The organism is Streptomyces sp. NPDC057543 (genome assembly GCF_042801895.1).
In the GTDB taxonomy this organism is placed as follows: domain Bacteria; phylum Actinomycetota; class Actinomycetes; order Streptomycetales; family Streptomycetaceae; genus Streptomyces.
Genome location: NZ_JBHVFF010000237.1, coordinates 1 through 14035, shown reverse-complemented (window position 1 = coordinate 14035; position 14035 = coordinate 1). Strand labels below are relative to the sequence as shown.

The following is a 14035-nucleotide window of genomic DNA, read 5'->3' as shown; positions in this document are numbered from 1 at the left end:
CCTGTGGTCTCCGCCGGGGCGCACTGTCTGTGCGGGGCGCGGGAATTCGCCCGTTCGGGCGTCGTCAGCCGACGCGGACGCCGAACTGGAAGCTGCCGATGGTGTTCATCGACTCGTACCGGACGAACGTGCCCGGGTAAGGGGCGTGCAGGACGGTGTTGTTGCCCGCGTAGAGCGCCACGTGCGAGGTGTTGTTGAAGAAGACCAGGTCGCCCGGCTTCAGCGCGCTGCGCCCGATGCGGACACCGTCGTTGACCTGGGTGTACGTGACCCGGGAAATCTGGACGTTGGCCTGGGCGTAGGCCCACTGGGTCAGCCCGGAGCAGTCGAAGGATCCGGGGCCGGTACCGCCGCGGCCGTACGGCTTGCCCACCTGGGTGGAGGCGGCGTTCAGGGCGGCGGCACCCCAGGCGGAGGCGGGGACCTCGTTGCCGAGTTCGACCCGGTCGCCCGCGGCGCGGCTGGCACGCTGCTGTTCCTCGCGCATCTTCGCGCGCTCGGCTTCGGTCATCGTGTTGAGCAGGCGCTGCGCCTCGGCCAGCTTGTCCTGGAGCTTCTTCTTCTTGGCGCCGAGCGTCTTGCGCACGTCCGCGAGGTCACCGAGCTTGTCCTGGGCCTCCTTGCGCTGCTGCGCGAGGACCCGCTGCTTCTCCTGGATCTTCCCCAGGGTCTCGGTCTGCTTGGCCGTCAACTGGTCGAGGGCCGAGGCCTCGTCGAGGAAGGTGTCCGGGTTGGACGAGAGGAAGAGCTGCACCGACGGGTCGATGCCACCGGAGCGGTACTGCGCCGCGGCGAGCGAACCGAGGCCGTTGCGGAGCGCGTTGATCTCCTGCTGGCCGCGGGCCACCTTGTCCTGCAGCGCGCTGACTTCCTTCTCCAGCTTCTGCTGCTTCTCCTTGGCGCCGTAGTACTGCTCATTGGCCTCGCCCGCCTCGTGGCTGAGCTTCTCGACCTCCGCCTTGACCTCGCCCTTGGAGGGCTTCGGTGCGGCTTGGGCCGCCTGGGAGGTCAGGGCCACGGCAGCGGCGGCGGTCACGGTGAGCACGGTCACACGGGCGCGGCTCGGCTGCTTGGGACGACGGTGGGACGCCACGGAGGCGAGCTCCTTCTTCCTCGAGCCGCCTACCGGGCTGTGGGGGACATGAATCCCCGGCTCCGTGCACGTCACGGACTCGGCGGTGCCTTCGCCGTCACCCCGAATGGGTGATCAACCGTGCGAAGGTTCGAGGCCCGACCCTAGTGACCAACTTGTGATCAGTTCAAATCCTCGCAAGAAAAATCTCGTCACAGGAGGTACTTCTTTACCCACAGCACACAGGGCGTAGCGGCGACTTGACGGTCCGTTCCCCAATTTCCACCGAGTTCCGCCGAGTTCGGACAATCGTTCATCAGACGCGCGAAAGGCGCTTCAGGAGCAAGACGGACGCAACGGGCCTGGCGCCCACCTTCGCCACTCCGTCGGCGACTTCGCGGTCGGTGGAGACCACCACGACCGGCCGGCCCGGCGGTTCGGCGCGCGCCAGCTGGCGGATGAGTTCGTCCGCGGTCACACCGGGCTTGCTGAACAGCACCCGGACTCCACGCGGCGGTGCGAGCAGTACCGGGGCGGCCAGTTCGGCCCCGTCGAAGACGCAGGTCATCTCCGCGCCGGTCTGCGCCGCGAGCACCGCGAGACCGCCAAGCAGCCGCAACCGCTGCTTCTCCAGCGGCAGCTGCGGATAGCCGGTCTTGGTGACGTTGTAGCCGTCCACGATCAGATGCGCCTGCGGCAGCGCGAGCAACTGGTCGAGCAGGGCCGGATCGGTCTCCGAAAGCGCCCTGGCGGCAATGTCCTTGGGCGACATCCGGCCGGGCTCGACCGCGTCGACACTGTCCGCGGGGCGGATCGAGGAGGGTGGCAGGGCCAGTTCACGACGGAGCCCGCTGGCCGCGTCGAGCACCGTGTCCAGCAGCAGCCGCAGCCGCATGTCCTCGACCGAGCGGCCCTCCCTTGCGGCCCTGCGGCCCGCCTCGACGGACGCCTCGGCCTCACCGAGCCGCGCCTTCAGCCTGCGGGTCTCGCTCTCCGCCGCGGAGATCTGCGCAGCCGCGTCGGACCGTACGGTCTCCGTCTCGGCCCTGCTGCGACGCAACGCGGCCTCGCCGCGCTTGACGTCGTTGACGGCACTGCGCAGTTTGCGCTGAAGCGACTCGGCTTCCTTGCGGGCCGCGTCCAGCTCGACGCGCAGCCGCTCCGTCTCGTTCTTCGTCTGGGAGCGGGCGTGGACGAGTTCCTCGCGCAACCGTTCCAGTTCGCGGCGGCTCTCCTCGTCGGCGCGCTCGGCGTCGGCCCGCTGGGCCTCCTCGCCCGCGGCGGCGACCAGCTTCACCCAGCCGGCCGGGCGCAGCACATAGGCCGCGGCGGCAACATCGACGGGGTCGGCGGCGGCAGGCGGCGAACCCGCCTCCAGCGCCGCGGTCAGCTCCGGCTGCCCCTCCTTGAGCCGTTCACCGATCCGCTGGCGGAACAGCGCGTCACCCTCCAGGGCGGCCGCCATCGCGTTCCCGGCGAACTTGGCGCGCCGGGTCGGGGTGAAGCGGGCGTACTGTCTCAGCTGGGCCGGGAGTTCGGTGACCGTCAGGCCACCGAAGGCGTCCGAGACCAGCGCGACGACCCGCCGCCGTACAGCTTCGGGCAGCGGGCGGTCGAGCGCCTCGACGGCGTCGCCGGCCGCCTCGGCCGGCTCTGCGCCGCTAGCGGGCTGCTCCACCATCCGTCACCCCAAATTGTCTGTGCGCGCCTCCGTCAGGAGTCGGCACCCGGCCTGGCCACCAGTTCGATCTGATCCACCGCGTTGCACCAACGGCAGCGAACCGACTCGATGGTCTCACTGACCACCTCGCGCTCCTCGACGGTGGACTCCCCGGCCAGGTCGAGATGGACGTACTCGACGACCTTGGAGGAGCGGGTCACGTCGAAGCGCGTGAGATTTCCGCAGAGCGTGCAACGCCAGCGGGTCCCGTCGGTCGGCTGGGGAACCGTCGTCATCGTGCGTCCTCTTTCGTCGAGCCTCGTGCTGCCTGCTTCAAGGATCTCGCGGTGCGCCGTCGAACTGCGGATGTCCTGCCGTAACCCTACGGCCTCGGTGTGTCCCCCAGACACGGCGAGGCGGTCTGTCCCGTTCCCTCCGCTTGCGTCATGCTCTGTTCATGATCGATCGGCGTGCCGCGGCCTACAGGTTGACCAGTGGGCTCCTACGGACGGTCACCTCGGGCGGACCTTCGGTGACCCACGCCCTGATCGCCCTGTGCTGTCTGATCTTCCTGATCAGTCCGCTCTCCGGCTTCAACTCGTCCTACGGCAGTGCCGACGCCCTGCTCGCCGCCCAGGCCGGGTACTTCGAACGCTGGGGCGTGATCCCGAGCGAGCTGTGGGACGGCTCCGCACGCGCCCTGCTCACCCCGCTCACCGCCCTCTTCGTGCACGGCAGCTGGCTGCATCTGCTCGGCAACGTGCTCTTCCTGTACGTGTTCGGAGTGATGACCGAGGAACGCATGGGCCGTACCGAGTTCACCTTCTTCTACGTCGCCTGTGGCTATCTCGCCCTGGTCGCCTACGCCGCCGCGCACGCCACGTCCGACCAGACGCTCGTCGGCGCGTCGGGGGCGATCTCGGCGGTGCTCGGGGCGTTCCTCTATCTGTTCCCCAGGGCCCGGGTCACCAGCCTGTTCCCGTTCCTCTTCTTCCTGCCGCTGCGCTTCCCCGCCTGGATCGTGCTGATCTTCTGGTTCGCCCTGCAGTGGCTGGCGGTCCAGAGCGCGGGCAGCGGGGGGCCCGGCGTGGCGTATCTGGCCCATGTGGTCGGCTTCGCCCTCGGCTTCCTCTACGCCTGGGGGCGTTACCGGCGTACGGATAGAGTGAAGTCACCAGCCAGGGCCACCGAGGGAGAAAGTCAGCCGTGATCACCGCGATCGTGCTCATCAAAACCAGCGTGGACCGGATTCCCGAGATCGCCGAAGCCATCGCCGCGCTGGACAGCGTCAGCGAGGTCTTCTCGGTCACCGGTACGTACGACCTGATCGCCATGGTCCGGGTGGCCAAGCACGACGACCTGGCGGACGTCATCCCCGGCCGGATCAGCAAGATCCCCGGCGTGGAGGCCACCGACACGCACGTGGCGTTCCGTACGTACTCGCAGCATGACCTGGAGGCCGCCTTCGCCATCGGCCTCGACGCGTAGGTACGCCCCGCATCACGGCGTAGCACTTCGGCGGGGGACGGGCTCGGACGCCCCTCCCCCGCCGAAGCGTTACGTGCCCGTCAGAGCTGCGCCGTGCCCCGGTCCGGGACGCAGCGGCCGTCCTCGGTGCGGTACTTCCACTGGGCGCCCTTGCTCACCAGCTCCTTGACCGCGCGGACGAAGCGCTCGATGTGCTCGTCCGGCGTACCCGCCCCGAAGCTCACCCGGATCGCGTTCAGCGACCGCTCGCCCGGCTCGGCCTCCGGTGCGCCGCACTCGCCGACCTCCTGCGGGTCGCTGCCCAGCAGGGTGCGGACCAGCGGGTGTGCGCAGAACAGTCCGTCGCGTACCCCGATGCCGTACTCGGCGGAGAGCGCGGCGGCGAAGTGCGAGCTGTTCCAGCCCTCCACCACGAAGGAGATGACGCCGACCCTCGGGGCGTCGTCGCCGAACAGCGAGAGCACCTTGACCTCGGGGACCCCGGCGAGACCGGTCCGGACCGCGGTGACGAGGTGCTGCTCCCGGGCAACCAGGTTGTCGAAGCCGGCCTCGGTGAGCGCCTTGCAGGCGGAGGCGATGGAGTACACGCCGATGACGTTGGGGGAACCGGCCTCGTGGCGGGCTGCCGTGGTGTGCCACTCGACGTCCACACCGCCGTCGCCGCGCCGGGCGACCCTGCGCGAGGCGCCGCCGCCGGCCAGGTACGGCTCGGCGTCCCGCAGCCAGTCGGCCCGGCCCGCGAGCACGCCCGAGCCGAACGGCGCGTACAGCTTGTGCCCGGAGAAGGCGACCCAGTCGACGTCCAGGTCCGCGATGTCGACGGGGTGGTGCGGGGCGAGCTGCGCGGCGTCCAGCACGATCCGGGCACCATGCGCGTGCGCGGCAGCCGCCAACTCCTTCACCGGCCACAGCTCACCCGTGACGTTGGAGGCGCCGGTGACACAGACCAGCGCGGGGCCGTAGGGGTCACGGTCGGCGAGCGCCCGCTCCAGCGCCTCGACGGCCTGGGCCGGGGTGCGCGGGGCGTTCAGGTAGGTCACCCGGGCGTCGCGCCAGGGCAGCAGCGAGGCGTGGTGCTCGGTCTCGTACACGAAGACCTGGCAATCGGCGGGGACGACCGCGGCCAGCAGGTTCAGGGAGTCGGTGGTCGACCGGGTGAAGATCACCTGGTCCTCGGCGCGGCACCCGAGGAACTCCGCGACCGTCGCGCGGCTGTTCTCGAAGAGATCCGTGGAGAGCTGCGAGAGGTACCCGGCACCGCGGTGGACGCTGCCGTAGTACGGGGCGTATGCGGCAACGTCGTCCCAGACGCGCTGCAGGGCCGGGGCGCTGGCGGCGTAGTCGAGAGCGGCGTACGCGACCTCACCGCCCGTGACGAGCGGAACCGTTACATCCTTGCCCAGAACCGGCAGAGGGGTACAAAGCGACTGGTCGGCGGCAGCGGTGAAGACAGACATGGCGAACTCCCGTAACAGGCAGGCGAATCGCGTGCGCCGGCGGATACGCGGCAGCGCAGCGGAAAGAGAAGAAGAGGGTGCGGAGGAGGGCCGAGAAGCCCTATCGCATTCGCTTGCTCACAAGAGACTCCCTAGGGACCAGGACCCCGGGGGTTGGCATTCACAGATGCCGAGGGGCCCGCGCTTGCCGCAGACCTCGCTGCCTACGGCCTGGTCTTCACCCGGGGCACCCCGCCACGGACGGAGGGTTGCCGGACAGCGGGCCGGGGCCGTAGTCGCTGTCACTCATGACCTGCGCAGCATCTTGCCATACGTGCGTCGACGCGCAAGGCGCGGTCCAGGATCCGGACCGCGCCCCGCGTCACCTTCCGTCGGCTCAGGCGTTGCTGACCGCCACCCAGCGTTCCAGCGCCTGCCGGGCCGCTCCCGAGTCGATGGACTCGGCGGCCTTCTCGATCCCGGCGGCGATCTGCTCGTTGAGCGTGCCGTCCGTCGGGTCCAGAGCCACCAGCGCCGCCGCGGAGTTGAGCAGCACGGCATCCCGTACGGGCCCGTGCTCGCCGGCCAGTACCCGGCGGGCCACATCCGCGTTGTACGAGGGGTCGCCACCGCGGAGCGCCTGTGGCGGCACCAGTTCCAGACCGACGTCGCGCGGGTCGAACACCTCCTCGCGCACCGCTCCGTCCCGGACCACCCAGACGCGCGAGGTCGCGGTCGTCGTCAGCTCGTCCAGGCCGTCGTCACCGCGGACGACCAGCGCCGAATTGCCGCGCTCGGCGAGGACACCGGCGACGATGGGCGCCATCCGCAGGTCGGCGACGCCGATGGCCTGGGAGCGCACGTTCGCCGGGTTGGTGAGCGGTCCCAGGATGTTGAACGTCGTCGGGGCACCGAGTTCCTTGCGGGCCCTGGCCACGTAGCGCAGAGCGGGGTGGAACTTCACCGCGAAGCAGAGGGTGATGCCCGCTTCCTCGGCGACCTCCACGACCCGCTGCGTGCTGAGCTCCAGGTTGACGCCGAGCTTCTCCAGCACGTCGGAGGAACCGCTCGCCGACGAGGAGGCCCGGTTGCCGTGCTTGACCACCTTGGCACCGGTGCCCGCGATGACGATCGCCGACATCGTGGAGATGTTGACCGTCTTGGCGAGGTCGCCGCCGGTGCCGACGATGTCGACGGTACGACCGGGTACGTGGATGGTGTGGGCGTGCTCGTACATCGCGCGCACCAGGCCGGACACCTCGTCGACCGTCTCGCCCTTGGCGCGCAGGGCCACCGCGAAACCGGCGATCTGCACATCGCTCGCCTCACCGCTCATGATGCGGTCCATCGCCCACGCGGTGTCGGCCGCGGTCAGGTTCTCGCCGCGCAGCAGCGGGTTCAGCAGGCCGGGCCAGGAACGGTCCGCCACGCTGTCGCCGCCGACCGGGGTCACAACGTTCATGGTCCGCTCCTGGGGTCCACAGCCGATAAAAGGGATAGCCCCACCCTATCGAGGGCCGGGGACAGCGAAGAGCCCCGTCCATCGGATGGACGGGGCTCCTGCTGTGGCGATCAGTTCAGACGATCAGTGGTGACCGTGGCCGCTGGTGATCTCCTTGTACTCCTCGACGGTGGGCTTGGCGATCTGGTTGTCCTCGCCGTAGTAGCCCTTGCTCAGCTTGGCACGCAGCTTCTGCAGGGCGGACACCTTGCGCTCGACACCGTTCTCGTCGACCGTCGGGCCGATCTCGACCGGCTTGTACTGCTCGTGCGCGGTGAGCGTGTGCAGCTGCTCGGGGCCGAGCGGCTCGTGGATCTCGACGAACTCACCGTGTGGCAGGCGCTTGATCATGCCGGACTCGCGCCCGTGCAGCACCTTCTCCTTGTCACGGCGCTGGAGGCCGAGGCAGATCCGCCGGGTGGCGATGAACGCGAGGACCGGTCCCACGAAGATGAAGATCCGGACGAACCAGGAAATGGCGTTCAGCGACAGGTGGAAGTGCGTGGCCCACAGGTCGTTGCCACCGCCGATGAAGACGATGACGTACTCGGTGATCCAGGCGACGCCGAAGGCCGTCCGGGTCGGGGCGTTGCGCGGGCGGTCCAGGATGTGGTGCTCGCGCTTGTCCCCGGTGATCCAGGACTCGATGAACGGGTAGACCGCGATGATCGCGAGCACCAGTCCGAAGGCCATCAGCGGGATGAACACACCCAGGACGAGCGTATGACCCCAGAGGTTGATCTCCCAGCCGGGCATCACTCGGATCAGACCCTCGGCGAAGCCCATGTACCAGTCGGGCTGGGCGCCGGTGGACACCTGGTCCGGGCGGTACGGGCCGATGGCCCAGATCGGGTTGATCGAGGCGATGGCCGCGATGATGGCGATGATGCCGAAGACCAGGAAGAAGAAGCCACCGGCCTTCGCCATGTACACCGGCAACAGCGGCATGCCGACGACGTTCTTGTTGGTGCGGCCGGGACCCGCGAACTGCGTGTGCTTGTGGTAGAAGACCAGGATCAGGTGCGCCACCAGCAGGCCGAGCATGATGCCCGGCAGCAGCAGGATGTGGATCGAGTAGAACCGGGCCACGAAGTCGTGGCCGGGGAACTCGCCGCCGAACAGGAACATCGAGATGTACGTGCCGACGATCGGCATCGACAGGATCGCGCCCTGGGTGAAGCGGACACCCGTACCGGACAGCAGGTCGTCCGGGAGCGAGTAGCCGGTGAAGCCGGTGAACATACCCAGCACGAACAGCAGGAAGCCGAACAGCCAGTTGATCTCACGCGGCTTGCGGAACGCACCCGTGAAGAAGACGCGCATCATGTGCACGAACATGCCGGCCAGGAAGATCAGCGCGGCCCAGTGGTGGATCTGGCGAACCAGCAGACCACCGCGGACGTCGAAGCTGATGTCCAGTGTCGAGGCGTAGGCCTCGGACATCTTGATGCCCTGCATCGGCTCGTACGAGCCGTGGTACACGACCTCGTTCATGCTCGGGTGGAAGAACAGCGTCAGATACACACCCGTGAGGATGATGATGATGAAGCTGTAGAGGGCGATCTCACCGAGCATGAAGGACCAGTGGTCCGGGAAGATCTTGCGCATGTTGGACTTGGCCAGGGAGTAGATCCCGAGCCGGCCGTCCGCCCAGTCGGCCACCCGCTCGCCGGCGGGCGCCTTGCGATTGCCCGGTGCCGCGGCACCGGGTGTGTTCGTGGTCGCAGTACTCATCCGCGCTCCCAGAATGCAGGACCGACGGGCTCTTCGAAGTCACCGAGCGCCTCGAGGTTGCCCTCGCTGTTCACACCGATCCGCAGCTGCGGAAGGGCGTGACCGGCCGGACCGAAGATGACGCGGGCGCCGTCGGAGAGGTCGAAGGTGGACTGGTGGCACGGGCAGAGCACGTGGTGCGTCTGCTGCTCGTACAGGCTGATCGGGCAGCCGACGTGGGTGCAGATCTTGGAGAAGGCCACAATGCCCTCGTGGGCCCACTCGCGCTCGCGCTTGTCCTTGATGTTCTGCGGCTCGATGCGGATGATCATCAGCGCGGCCTTGGCGATCTGGTTCTGGAAGTCCTCCGCGTCCTCCGTCAGCCCCTCGGGCATGGCGAAGGTCAGCGAACCGACGGCGACGTCCTCGGGACGCAGCGGCAGCATCGTGTTCATGTTGATGAGCTGCTTGCCCTTGGCCCACAGGGTGTTGCGGAGCTTCTTCTCCGGCAGCGGACCGAGGTCGCGCAGCAGCATCACACCGGAGAGCGGCACCAGGGCCAGCGCACCGAACATGGTGTTGCGGATCAGCTTGCGCCGGCCGAGCGCGGACTCCTGGGCACCTGCCGCGAAGTCGGCGAGGACCTTCGCCTTGACCTCGGGCTCGGCCTCGATGGCGTGCCGGTCGTCGGCGACCTCCACGTCGGACATCAGGGTGCGCGCCCAGTGGACGGCACCTGCGCCGATCGCGAAGAGAGCCACGCCCAGGGTCAGACCCAGGGAGAAGTTGAGCGCGCTCACATGGCCGAAGGGCCAGATGTACACGATCTTGTCGACCGGGAAGATGACGTACGAGGCGATGAAGCCGACCGTCGCCAGCATGGACAGCGTGAACATGAGCGCGACGGTGCGCTCGGAGCGCTTCGCGGCACGTTCGTCGATGTCCTGGATGCGCGGCTTGTGGGCCGGCAGCCCCGGGTCGGCGAACGGGTCGTCCGCGACCTTTACCGCGCCGTGCGCGTGGTCCTGCTCAGCGGGCAGGTTCTCGTCTGGAATCTCTTGGCTACTCATGACTTCTTGGCCTTAGCGGTGTGGGCCGCGACCCAAATGGCAAGTGCGATCAGGGCGCCGAGCCCGAAGATCCAGGCGAACAAGCCTTCGCTGACCGGCCCCAGGCCACCCAGCTTGAGACCACCCGGGTTCTCCGACTGGGCGCTGTTCACGGTCTGGACGTACGCGATGATGTCCCGCTTCTGCTGCTCGGGCATCGTCGTGTCCGGGAAGGACGGCATGCTCTGCGGGCCGGTCTGCATGGCCTCGTAGATGTGCTTCGGGTCCACGCCTTCGAGGCTGGGCGCGTACTTGCCGTTCGTCAGCGCACCGCCCTCGCCGGTGAAGTTGTGGCACTGAGCGCAGTTGGTACGGAACAGGTCGCCACCCTTGGCGATGTCCGCGCCGTCAGGGCTGACCTGGCTCTTGGTCGGAACGATCGGACCGGCGCCGAGCGACGCGACGTACGCCGCGAGCTGGTCGATCTCGGCCTGGCTGTAGATGACCTTCTTCTTCGGTACCTGGGCACCCGGCTGCTGCGCCGGCATGCGGCCCGTGCCGACCTGGAAGTCCACGGCGGCGGAGCCCACGCCCACCAGGCTCGGCCCGTCGGTGGTGCCCTGACCGCCGATTCCGTGGCAGCTGGCGCAACCGACGGAGTACAGCTTCTTGCCCTCGTCGATGGCGAGGGACTGGGCGGTTTCGTCGGCCTGCGCCTTACTCGCGGGCGCAAACGCGGCGTACAGCCCCCCAGTAGCCGCCAGCGCGAGGAGTAGTACGACGACCGCCGCCAACGGATGGCGTCGTCGTGCGGAGAGCTTTTTCACGGATTACCCCGGTGTCAGGATCTTCTGCGTCGATGCTGGATGTGGTTCGGGTTCGAGCCCGATTACTTGATCATGTAGATCGTGGCGAAGAGGCCGATCCACACGACATCGACGAAGTGCCAGTAATAGGACACGACGATGGCAGCGGTGGCCTGTTCGTGGGTGAACCTCTTGGCTGCGTATGTCCTGCCCAGAACGAGCAGGAAGGCGATGAGACCGCCTGTCACATGCAGCCCGTGGAAGCCGGTCGTCAGGTAGAACACCGAGCCGTACGGGTCGGAGGACAGCGAGAGGCCGTCCTTCTTCACCAGCTCGGTGTACTCGAAGACCTGGCCTCCGATGAAGATCGCACCCATCACGAACGTGATCACGAACCAGGCACGGAGCTTCTTCACATCGCCCCGCTCCGCGGCGAAGACGCCGAGCTGGCAGGTGAGTGAGGAGAGCACCAGGATCGTGGTGTTCGTCGCCGAGAACGGGAAGTTCAGGGCCGAAGCCATTTCCTTCCAGTGATCCGGTCCCGTCACCGATCGCAGGGTGAAGTACATCGCGAAGAGGGCCGCGAAGAACATCAGCTCGGAACTCAACCAGATGATGGTTCCGACGCTGGTGAGGTTCGGTCGATTGACCGACGGGTGCGCGTGCCCGGTTTCTACTGTCGTTGCTGTCGCCACGCTCGACATTATGTCGGTCCCTTATCCCGCCCTCACCCCGGGGGGTGCTGTTCGGTGTGTCAACAGGGTGTGCCCTCCCCGAACGGCCCATGAATCCGCTGTCCCGGGCGGTACTGACAGCCCATCGGGCGGAGTACGATCCGCGCATCGGTTCATGCCCGGCAAGCCCCGAAGACACAGATGTCACGGAGGAACAATGCAGCCGACCGCCACGGTCCTGGTCTACAGCGACGACGCCAACACCCGTGAGCAGGTGAGGCTGGCAGCCGGGCGCAGGCCCGCGGCCGACGTGCCACCGGTGGAGTTCCTGGAGTGCGCCACGCTGCCCGCCGTCCTGGAAGCGCTGGACAACGGCGGCATCGATGTCTGCGTCCTGGACGGCGAGACGGCCCCGGCGGGCGGTATGGGCGTCTGCCGGCAGATCAAGGACGAGATCTTCCACTGCCCGCCGGTGCTGCTGCTGATGGGGCGCCCCCAGGACGCCTGGCTGGCCACCTGGAGCCGTGCGGACGCCGCGGTGACCCTTCCGGTCGAACCGGTCGAGTTCGCCGACGCCCTGGCCGCTCTGCTGCGCAGCAGGGACTGCGTGGACGCCTGAGGCGCGCCGCGGCTGCGTCCGCGGTTCCGCCGAGGGGGCAGCGCACTCCCCGGGCCGGTCAGAACTCGGGGCGCAGTCGCGCCGCCTGGATCGTCTCCGTGCGGTCCGGCGCGTCGCTCTTCTGCAGGGCGCTGCCCTGCTGCCATTTCGCCCAGGACAGGTTCCAGTCGCCGAAGCCGTTGTCGAACGGCGTCATCATCTCGCCCTGGCTGCCGACGACCTGCACGATGTCGCCCGTGTGCACGGTGTTGAAGAACCACTCGGCCAGGCTCGTGCTCATGCCCGTACAGCCGTGGCTGACGTTCGCGTACCCCTGCGATCCGGTGGACCAGGGGGCCGCGTGCACGTACTCGCCGCTCCAGGTGACGCGGGTCGCGTAGTAGACCATCAGGTCGTACCCGTCGGACGAGTCCTGCGAGATGCCGATCGTCTCACCGCGCATGCGTACGGAGTACTCCTTGCTCAGCACGACCTTGACACCGTTTCTGGTGGCGAAGCCGGGCTTGCCGGTGGTCACCGGAATGGTGTTGATCACTTTGCCGTTGCGCTTGACCGTCATCGTGTGCGCGGCGGCGTTGGTGATGGCCTCGATACGGTCGCCCGTGGTGAGCTTCAGCGCCTTCGCGGGCGCTCCGTAAAGGTTGTCGCTGACCTTGATACCTTCCAGGCCGCTGGTGACGTTGATGGTGGCTCCGGCGGGCCAGTAGTCCTCGGGGCGGTAGTGCAGGGTCTTGTCATCGACCCAGTACCAGGAGCCGGTCACGGCGGGCATGGAGCGGACGTGCAGAGCGCGCTCCACGGTGGCCCTGGACGCCTTGTCCTTGACCGGAGTGCTGAGTTGCGCCGTGATGGGCTGTCCTACGCCGTAGGTGCCCGCCTGAGGGCCGAATGCGACCTTCAGGAGCTTCTTGGCCCGGACGGAGTCGGTCTCGAACGAGAGCGTACGGCCGCCCGGGGCGCCGTCGCCGTCCTCCATGCTGACCTGGACGGTGTAGCGGGTGCCGGCGGCGAGCGGGGAGGTGGAGTGCCAGCGCCTCCCGTCGGCGTCCAGTTCGCCCGCCAGATGGCGTCCGGCCGTGTCCGTGGCCGTCACGTCCGTGATCCGGCCGTCGTCGTCCTCGACGTTGACTTCGAGCGGCTTGTCGGGGTCTGCCTTCTCGTCGCCCGCGGGGACGTTGGCGGAGATCTCGTCCGTCGCGTCGTACGGTTTCGCCGCGAGCGGATGGCCGTCGGACCCCCCACAGGCGGTCACACCTGCGACCAGGGTCATGACCAGCAGAGTGCTGCTGACTACGGGGCGGAAGCGCGGCGTGTGGCTCATGAACCCACGTTATGGAGATTCATCCCTATAAGCGCGCGATGTGACTGCAAACGGGGGGCCTGTACTTCTTTTGGTGGAGAAGTACGGGCCCCCCGTCAGGTGGAGCGGTGACGCGAGGTCACTGGGTGCGGTTCTCACCGCGGTAGTACTCGAAGACCCAGCCGAACAGGCCGAACAGGATCACCGGGACCGCGTAGTAGAGCAGCCACCAGCCGAAGACGATGCCCAGGAAGGCGAGGGCGCCGCCGAGGGCCAGCGAGAGCGGCTGCCAGCTGTGCGGGGAGAAGAACCCCACCTCGCCGGCCTCGTCCGCGACATCGGCTTCCTTGTTGTCCTGAGCCATGGCGTCGACCCGCTGCGCCGTGAAGGCCAGGTAGAAGCCGATCATGACGCTCAGGCCGAAGGCCAGGACGAGCGCGGTGGTACCGGCCGGCTCCTTCGACCACACGCCGTACGTGATGGCGACGGCGAGGATGAAGACGCTCAGCCAGAGGAACATCTTGCCCTGGATCTTCACTTGCCGGCCTCCTTGCCACCAGCGAGGGCCTTGTCAGCCTCGGGGTGCGGCTCCAGCAGCTCGAGCGCCGCGATCTCCGGGTGATGCAGGTCGAACGCCGGGGATTCGGAACGGATCCTCGGCAGGGTGAGGAAGTTGTGCCGCGGCGGCGGGCAGGACGTCGCCCACTCCAGCGAACG

14 protein-coding genes, 1 pseudogene and 1 riboswitch are annotated in these 14035 nt (G+C 68.1%); of the genes and pseudogenes, 3 read left to right on the top strand and 12 right to left on the bottom strand.

All coding sequences use genetic code 11. From position 1 onward, the window contains the following. Nucleotides 1-64: 64 nt before the first annotated feature. From ACFU8Q_RS30705 to ACFU8Q_RS30695, 3 genes are all read right to left on the bottom strand, one after another. Nucleotides 65-1093 (bottom strand): NlpC/P60 family protein, encoded by a 1029-nt coding sequence (locus tag ACFU8Q_RS30705; RefSeq protein WP_384459981.1) that lies wholly within the window; start codon nt 1091-1093, stop codon nt 65-67. A gap of 295 nt (nt 1094-1388) precedes the next feature. Beyond that, nucleotides 1389-2750, bottom strand: a complete 1362-nt coding sequence (locus tag ACFU8Q_RS30700; protein WP_384459984.1) for an NYN domain-containing protein — start codon at nt 2748-2750, stop codon at nt 1389-1391. 35 nt (nt 2751-2785) lie between these two features. Further along, complete coding sequence (locus ACFU8Q_RS30695; RefSeq protein WP_266745708.1) at nt 2786-3028, bottom strand: hypothetical protein; 243 nt, start codon at nt 3026-3028, stop codon at nt 2786-2788. A gap of 161 nt (nt 3029-3189) precedes the next feature. Here ACFU8Q_RS30695 and ACFU8Q_RS30690 point away from each other — a divergent pair, with 161 nt between their 5' ends. Next, complete coding sequence (locus ACFU8Q_RS30690; RefSeq protein ID WP_384459978.1) at nt 3190-3942, top strand: rhomboid family intramembrane serine protease; 753 nt, start codon at nt 3190-3192, stop codon at nt 3940-3942. After that, on the top strand, nt 3939-4220 hold the full coding sequence (locus ACFU8Q_RS30685; RefSeq protein WP_093543818.1) for an Lrp/AsnC family transcriptional regulator: 282 nt from the start codon (nt 3939-3941) through the stop codon (nt 4218-4220). Before ACFU8Q_RS30690 ends, ACFU8Q_RS30685 begins: the two co-directional genes overlap by 4 nt. A gap of 80 nt (nt 4221-4300) precedes the next feature. On the opposite strand, the gene ACFU8Q_RS30680 is transcribed toward ACFU8Q_RS30685, so the two are convergent. The 6 genes from ACFU8Q_RS30680 to ACFU8Q_RS30655 form a co-directional block, all read right to left on the bottom strand. After that, nucleotides 4301-5677: an aminotransferase class V-fold PLP-dependent enzyme gene (locus ACFU8Q_RS30680; RefSeq protein ID WP_384459975.1), complete on the bottom strand. Its 1377-nt coding sequence runs from the start codon at nt 5675-5677 to the stop codon at nt 4301-4303. 175 nt (nt 5678-5852) lie between these two features. Further along, nucleotides 5853-5970: riboswitch (SAM riboswitch) on the bottom strand. Between the two features lie 83 nt (nt 5971-6053). Continuing rightward, nucleotides 6054-7118 (bottom strand): anthranilate phosphoribosyltransferase, encoded by a 1065-nt coding sequence (gene trpD / locus ACFU8Q_RS30675; RefSeq protein ID WP_384459972.1) that lies wholly within the window; start codon nt 7116-7118, stop codon nt 6054-6056. 123 nt (nt 7119-7241) lie between these two features. Beyond that, a complete protein-coding gene (locus ACFU8Q_RS30670) occupies nt 7242-8891 on the bottom strand; it encodes a cytochrome bc complex cytochrome b subunit (RefSeq protein WP_384459969.1) in 1650 nt (549 codons plus the stop codon). Beyond that, a complete protein-coding gene (locus ACFU8Q_RS30665) occupies nt 8888-9940 on the bottom strand; it encodes a Rieske 2Fe-2S domain-containing protein (RefSeq protein ID WP_384459966.1) in 1053 nt (350 codons plus the stop codon). Before ACFU8Q_RS30665 ends, ACFU8Q_RS30670 begins: the two co-directional genes overlap by 4 nt. Then, nucleotides 9937-10746, bottom strand: a complete 810-nt coding sequence (locus ACFU8Q_RS30660; protein WP_384459964.1) for a c-type cytochrome — start codon at nt 10744-10746, stop codon at nt 9937-9939. The genes ACFU8Q_RS30665 and ACFU8Q_RS30660 overlap by 4 nt, the downstream gene beginning before the upstream one ends. A gap of 62 nt (nt 10747-10808) precedes the next feature. Continuing rightward, entirely contained in the window at nt 10809-11429 is a 621-nt protein-coding gene (locus ACFU8Q_RS30655; protein WP_384459961.1) for a heme-copper oxidase subunit III, read from the bottom strand. 187 nt (nt 11430-11616) lie between these two features. On the opposite strand from ACFU8Q_RS30655, the gene ACFU8Q_RS30650 reads away from it, so the two are divergent. Beyond that, the gene (locus ACFU8Q_RS30650; RefSeq protein WP_384459958.1) at nt 11617-12018 is read left to right on the top strand and encodes a hypothetical protein; all 402 of its coding nucleotides are present in this window, start codon (nt 11617-11619) and stop codon (nt 12016-12018) included. Nucleotides 12019-12076: 58 nt separating this feature from the next. Here the strand turns inward: ACFU8Q_RS30650 and ACFU8Q_RS30645 are convergent, their stop codons facing one another. From ACFU8Q_RS30645 to ACFU8Q_RS30635, 3 genes and pseudogenes are all read right to left on the bottom strand, one after another. Next, nucleotides 12077-13339, bottom strand: coding sequence for an Ig-like domain-containing protein (locus tag ACFU8Q_RS30645; protein ID WP_384459955.1), 1263 nt, complete (start codon nt 13337-13339; stop codon nt 12077-12079). 118 nt (nt 13340-13457) lie between these two features. Next, entirely contained in the window at nt 13458-13856 is a 399-nt protein-coding gene (locus ACFU8Q_RS30640) for a cytochrome c oxidase subunit 4 (RefSeq protein WP_384459952.1), read from the bottom strand. Further along, a pseudogene (locus tag ACFU8Q_RS30635) lies at nt 13853-14035 on the bottom strand (cytochrome ubiquinol oxidase subunit I); the annotation flags it as partial. The pseudogene ACFU8Q_RS30635 and the gene ACFU8Q_RS30640, both read right to left, overlap by 4 nt.

What these genes read in the sequence shown, in the direction of transcription:
- ACFU8Q_RS30650 (WP_384459958.1), top strand. Translation starts at nt 11,617, where the DNA reads ATGCAGCCGACCGCCACGGTCCTGGTCTACAGCGACGACGCCAACACC.
- ACFU8Q_RS30665 (WP_384459966.1), bottom strand. Translation starts at nt 9,940, where the DNA reads ATGAGTAGCCAAGAGATTCCAGACGAGAACCTGCCCGCTGAGCAGGAC.
- trpD (WP_384459972.1), bottom strand. Translation starts at nt 7,118, where the DNA reads ATGAACGTTGTGACCCCGGTCGGCGGCGACAGCGTGGCGGACCGTTCC.
- ACFU8Q_RS30695 (WP_266745708.1), bottom strand. Translation starts at nt 3,028, where the DNA reads ATGACGACGGTTCCCCAGCCGACCGACGGGACCCGCTGGCGTTGCACG.
- ACFU8Q_RS30655 (WP_384459961.1), bottom strand. Translation starts at nt 11,429, where the DNA reads ATGTCGAGCGTGGCGACAGCAACGACAGTAGAAACCGGGCACGCGCAC.
- ACFU8Q_RS30645 (WP_384459955.1), bottom strand. Translation starts at nt 13,339, where the DNA reads ATGAGCCACACGCCGCGCTTCCGCCCCGTAGTCAGCAGCACTCTGCTG.
- ACFU8Q_RS30690 (WP_384459978.1), top strand. Translation starts at nt 3,190, where the DNA reads ATGATCGATCGGCGTGCCGCGGCCTACAGGTTGACCAGTGGGCTCCTA.
- ACFU8Q_RS30670 (WP_384459969.1), bottom strand. Translation starts at nt 8,891, where the DNA reads ATGAGTACTGCGACCACGAACACACCCGGTGCCGCGGCACCGGGCAAT.
- ACFU8Q_RS30680 (WP_384459975.1), bottom strand. Translation starts at nt 5,677, where the DNA reads ATGTCTGTCTTCACCGCTGCCGCCGACCAGTCGCTTTGTACCCCTCTG.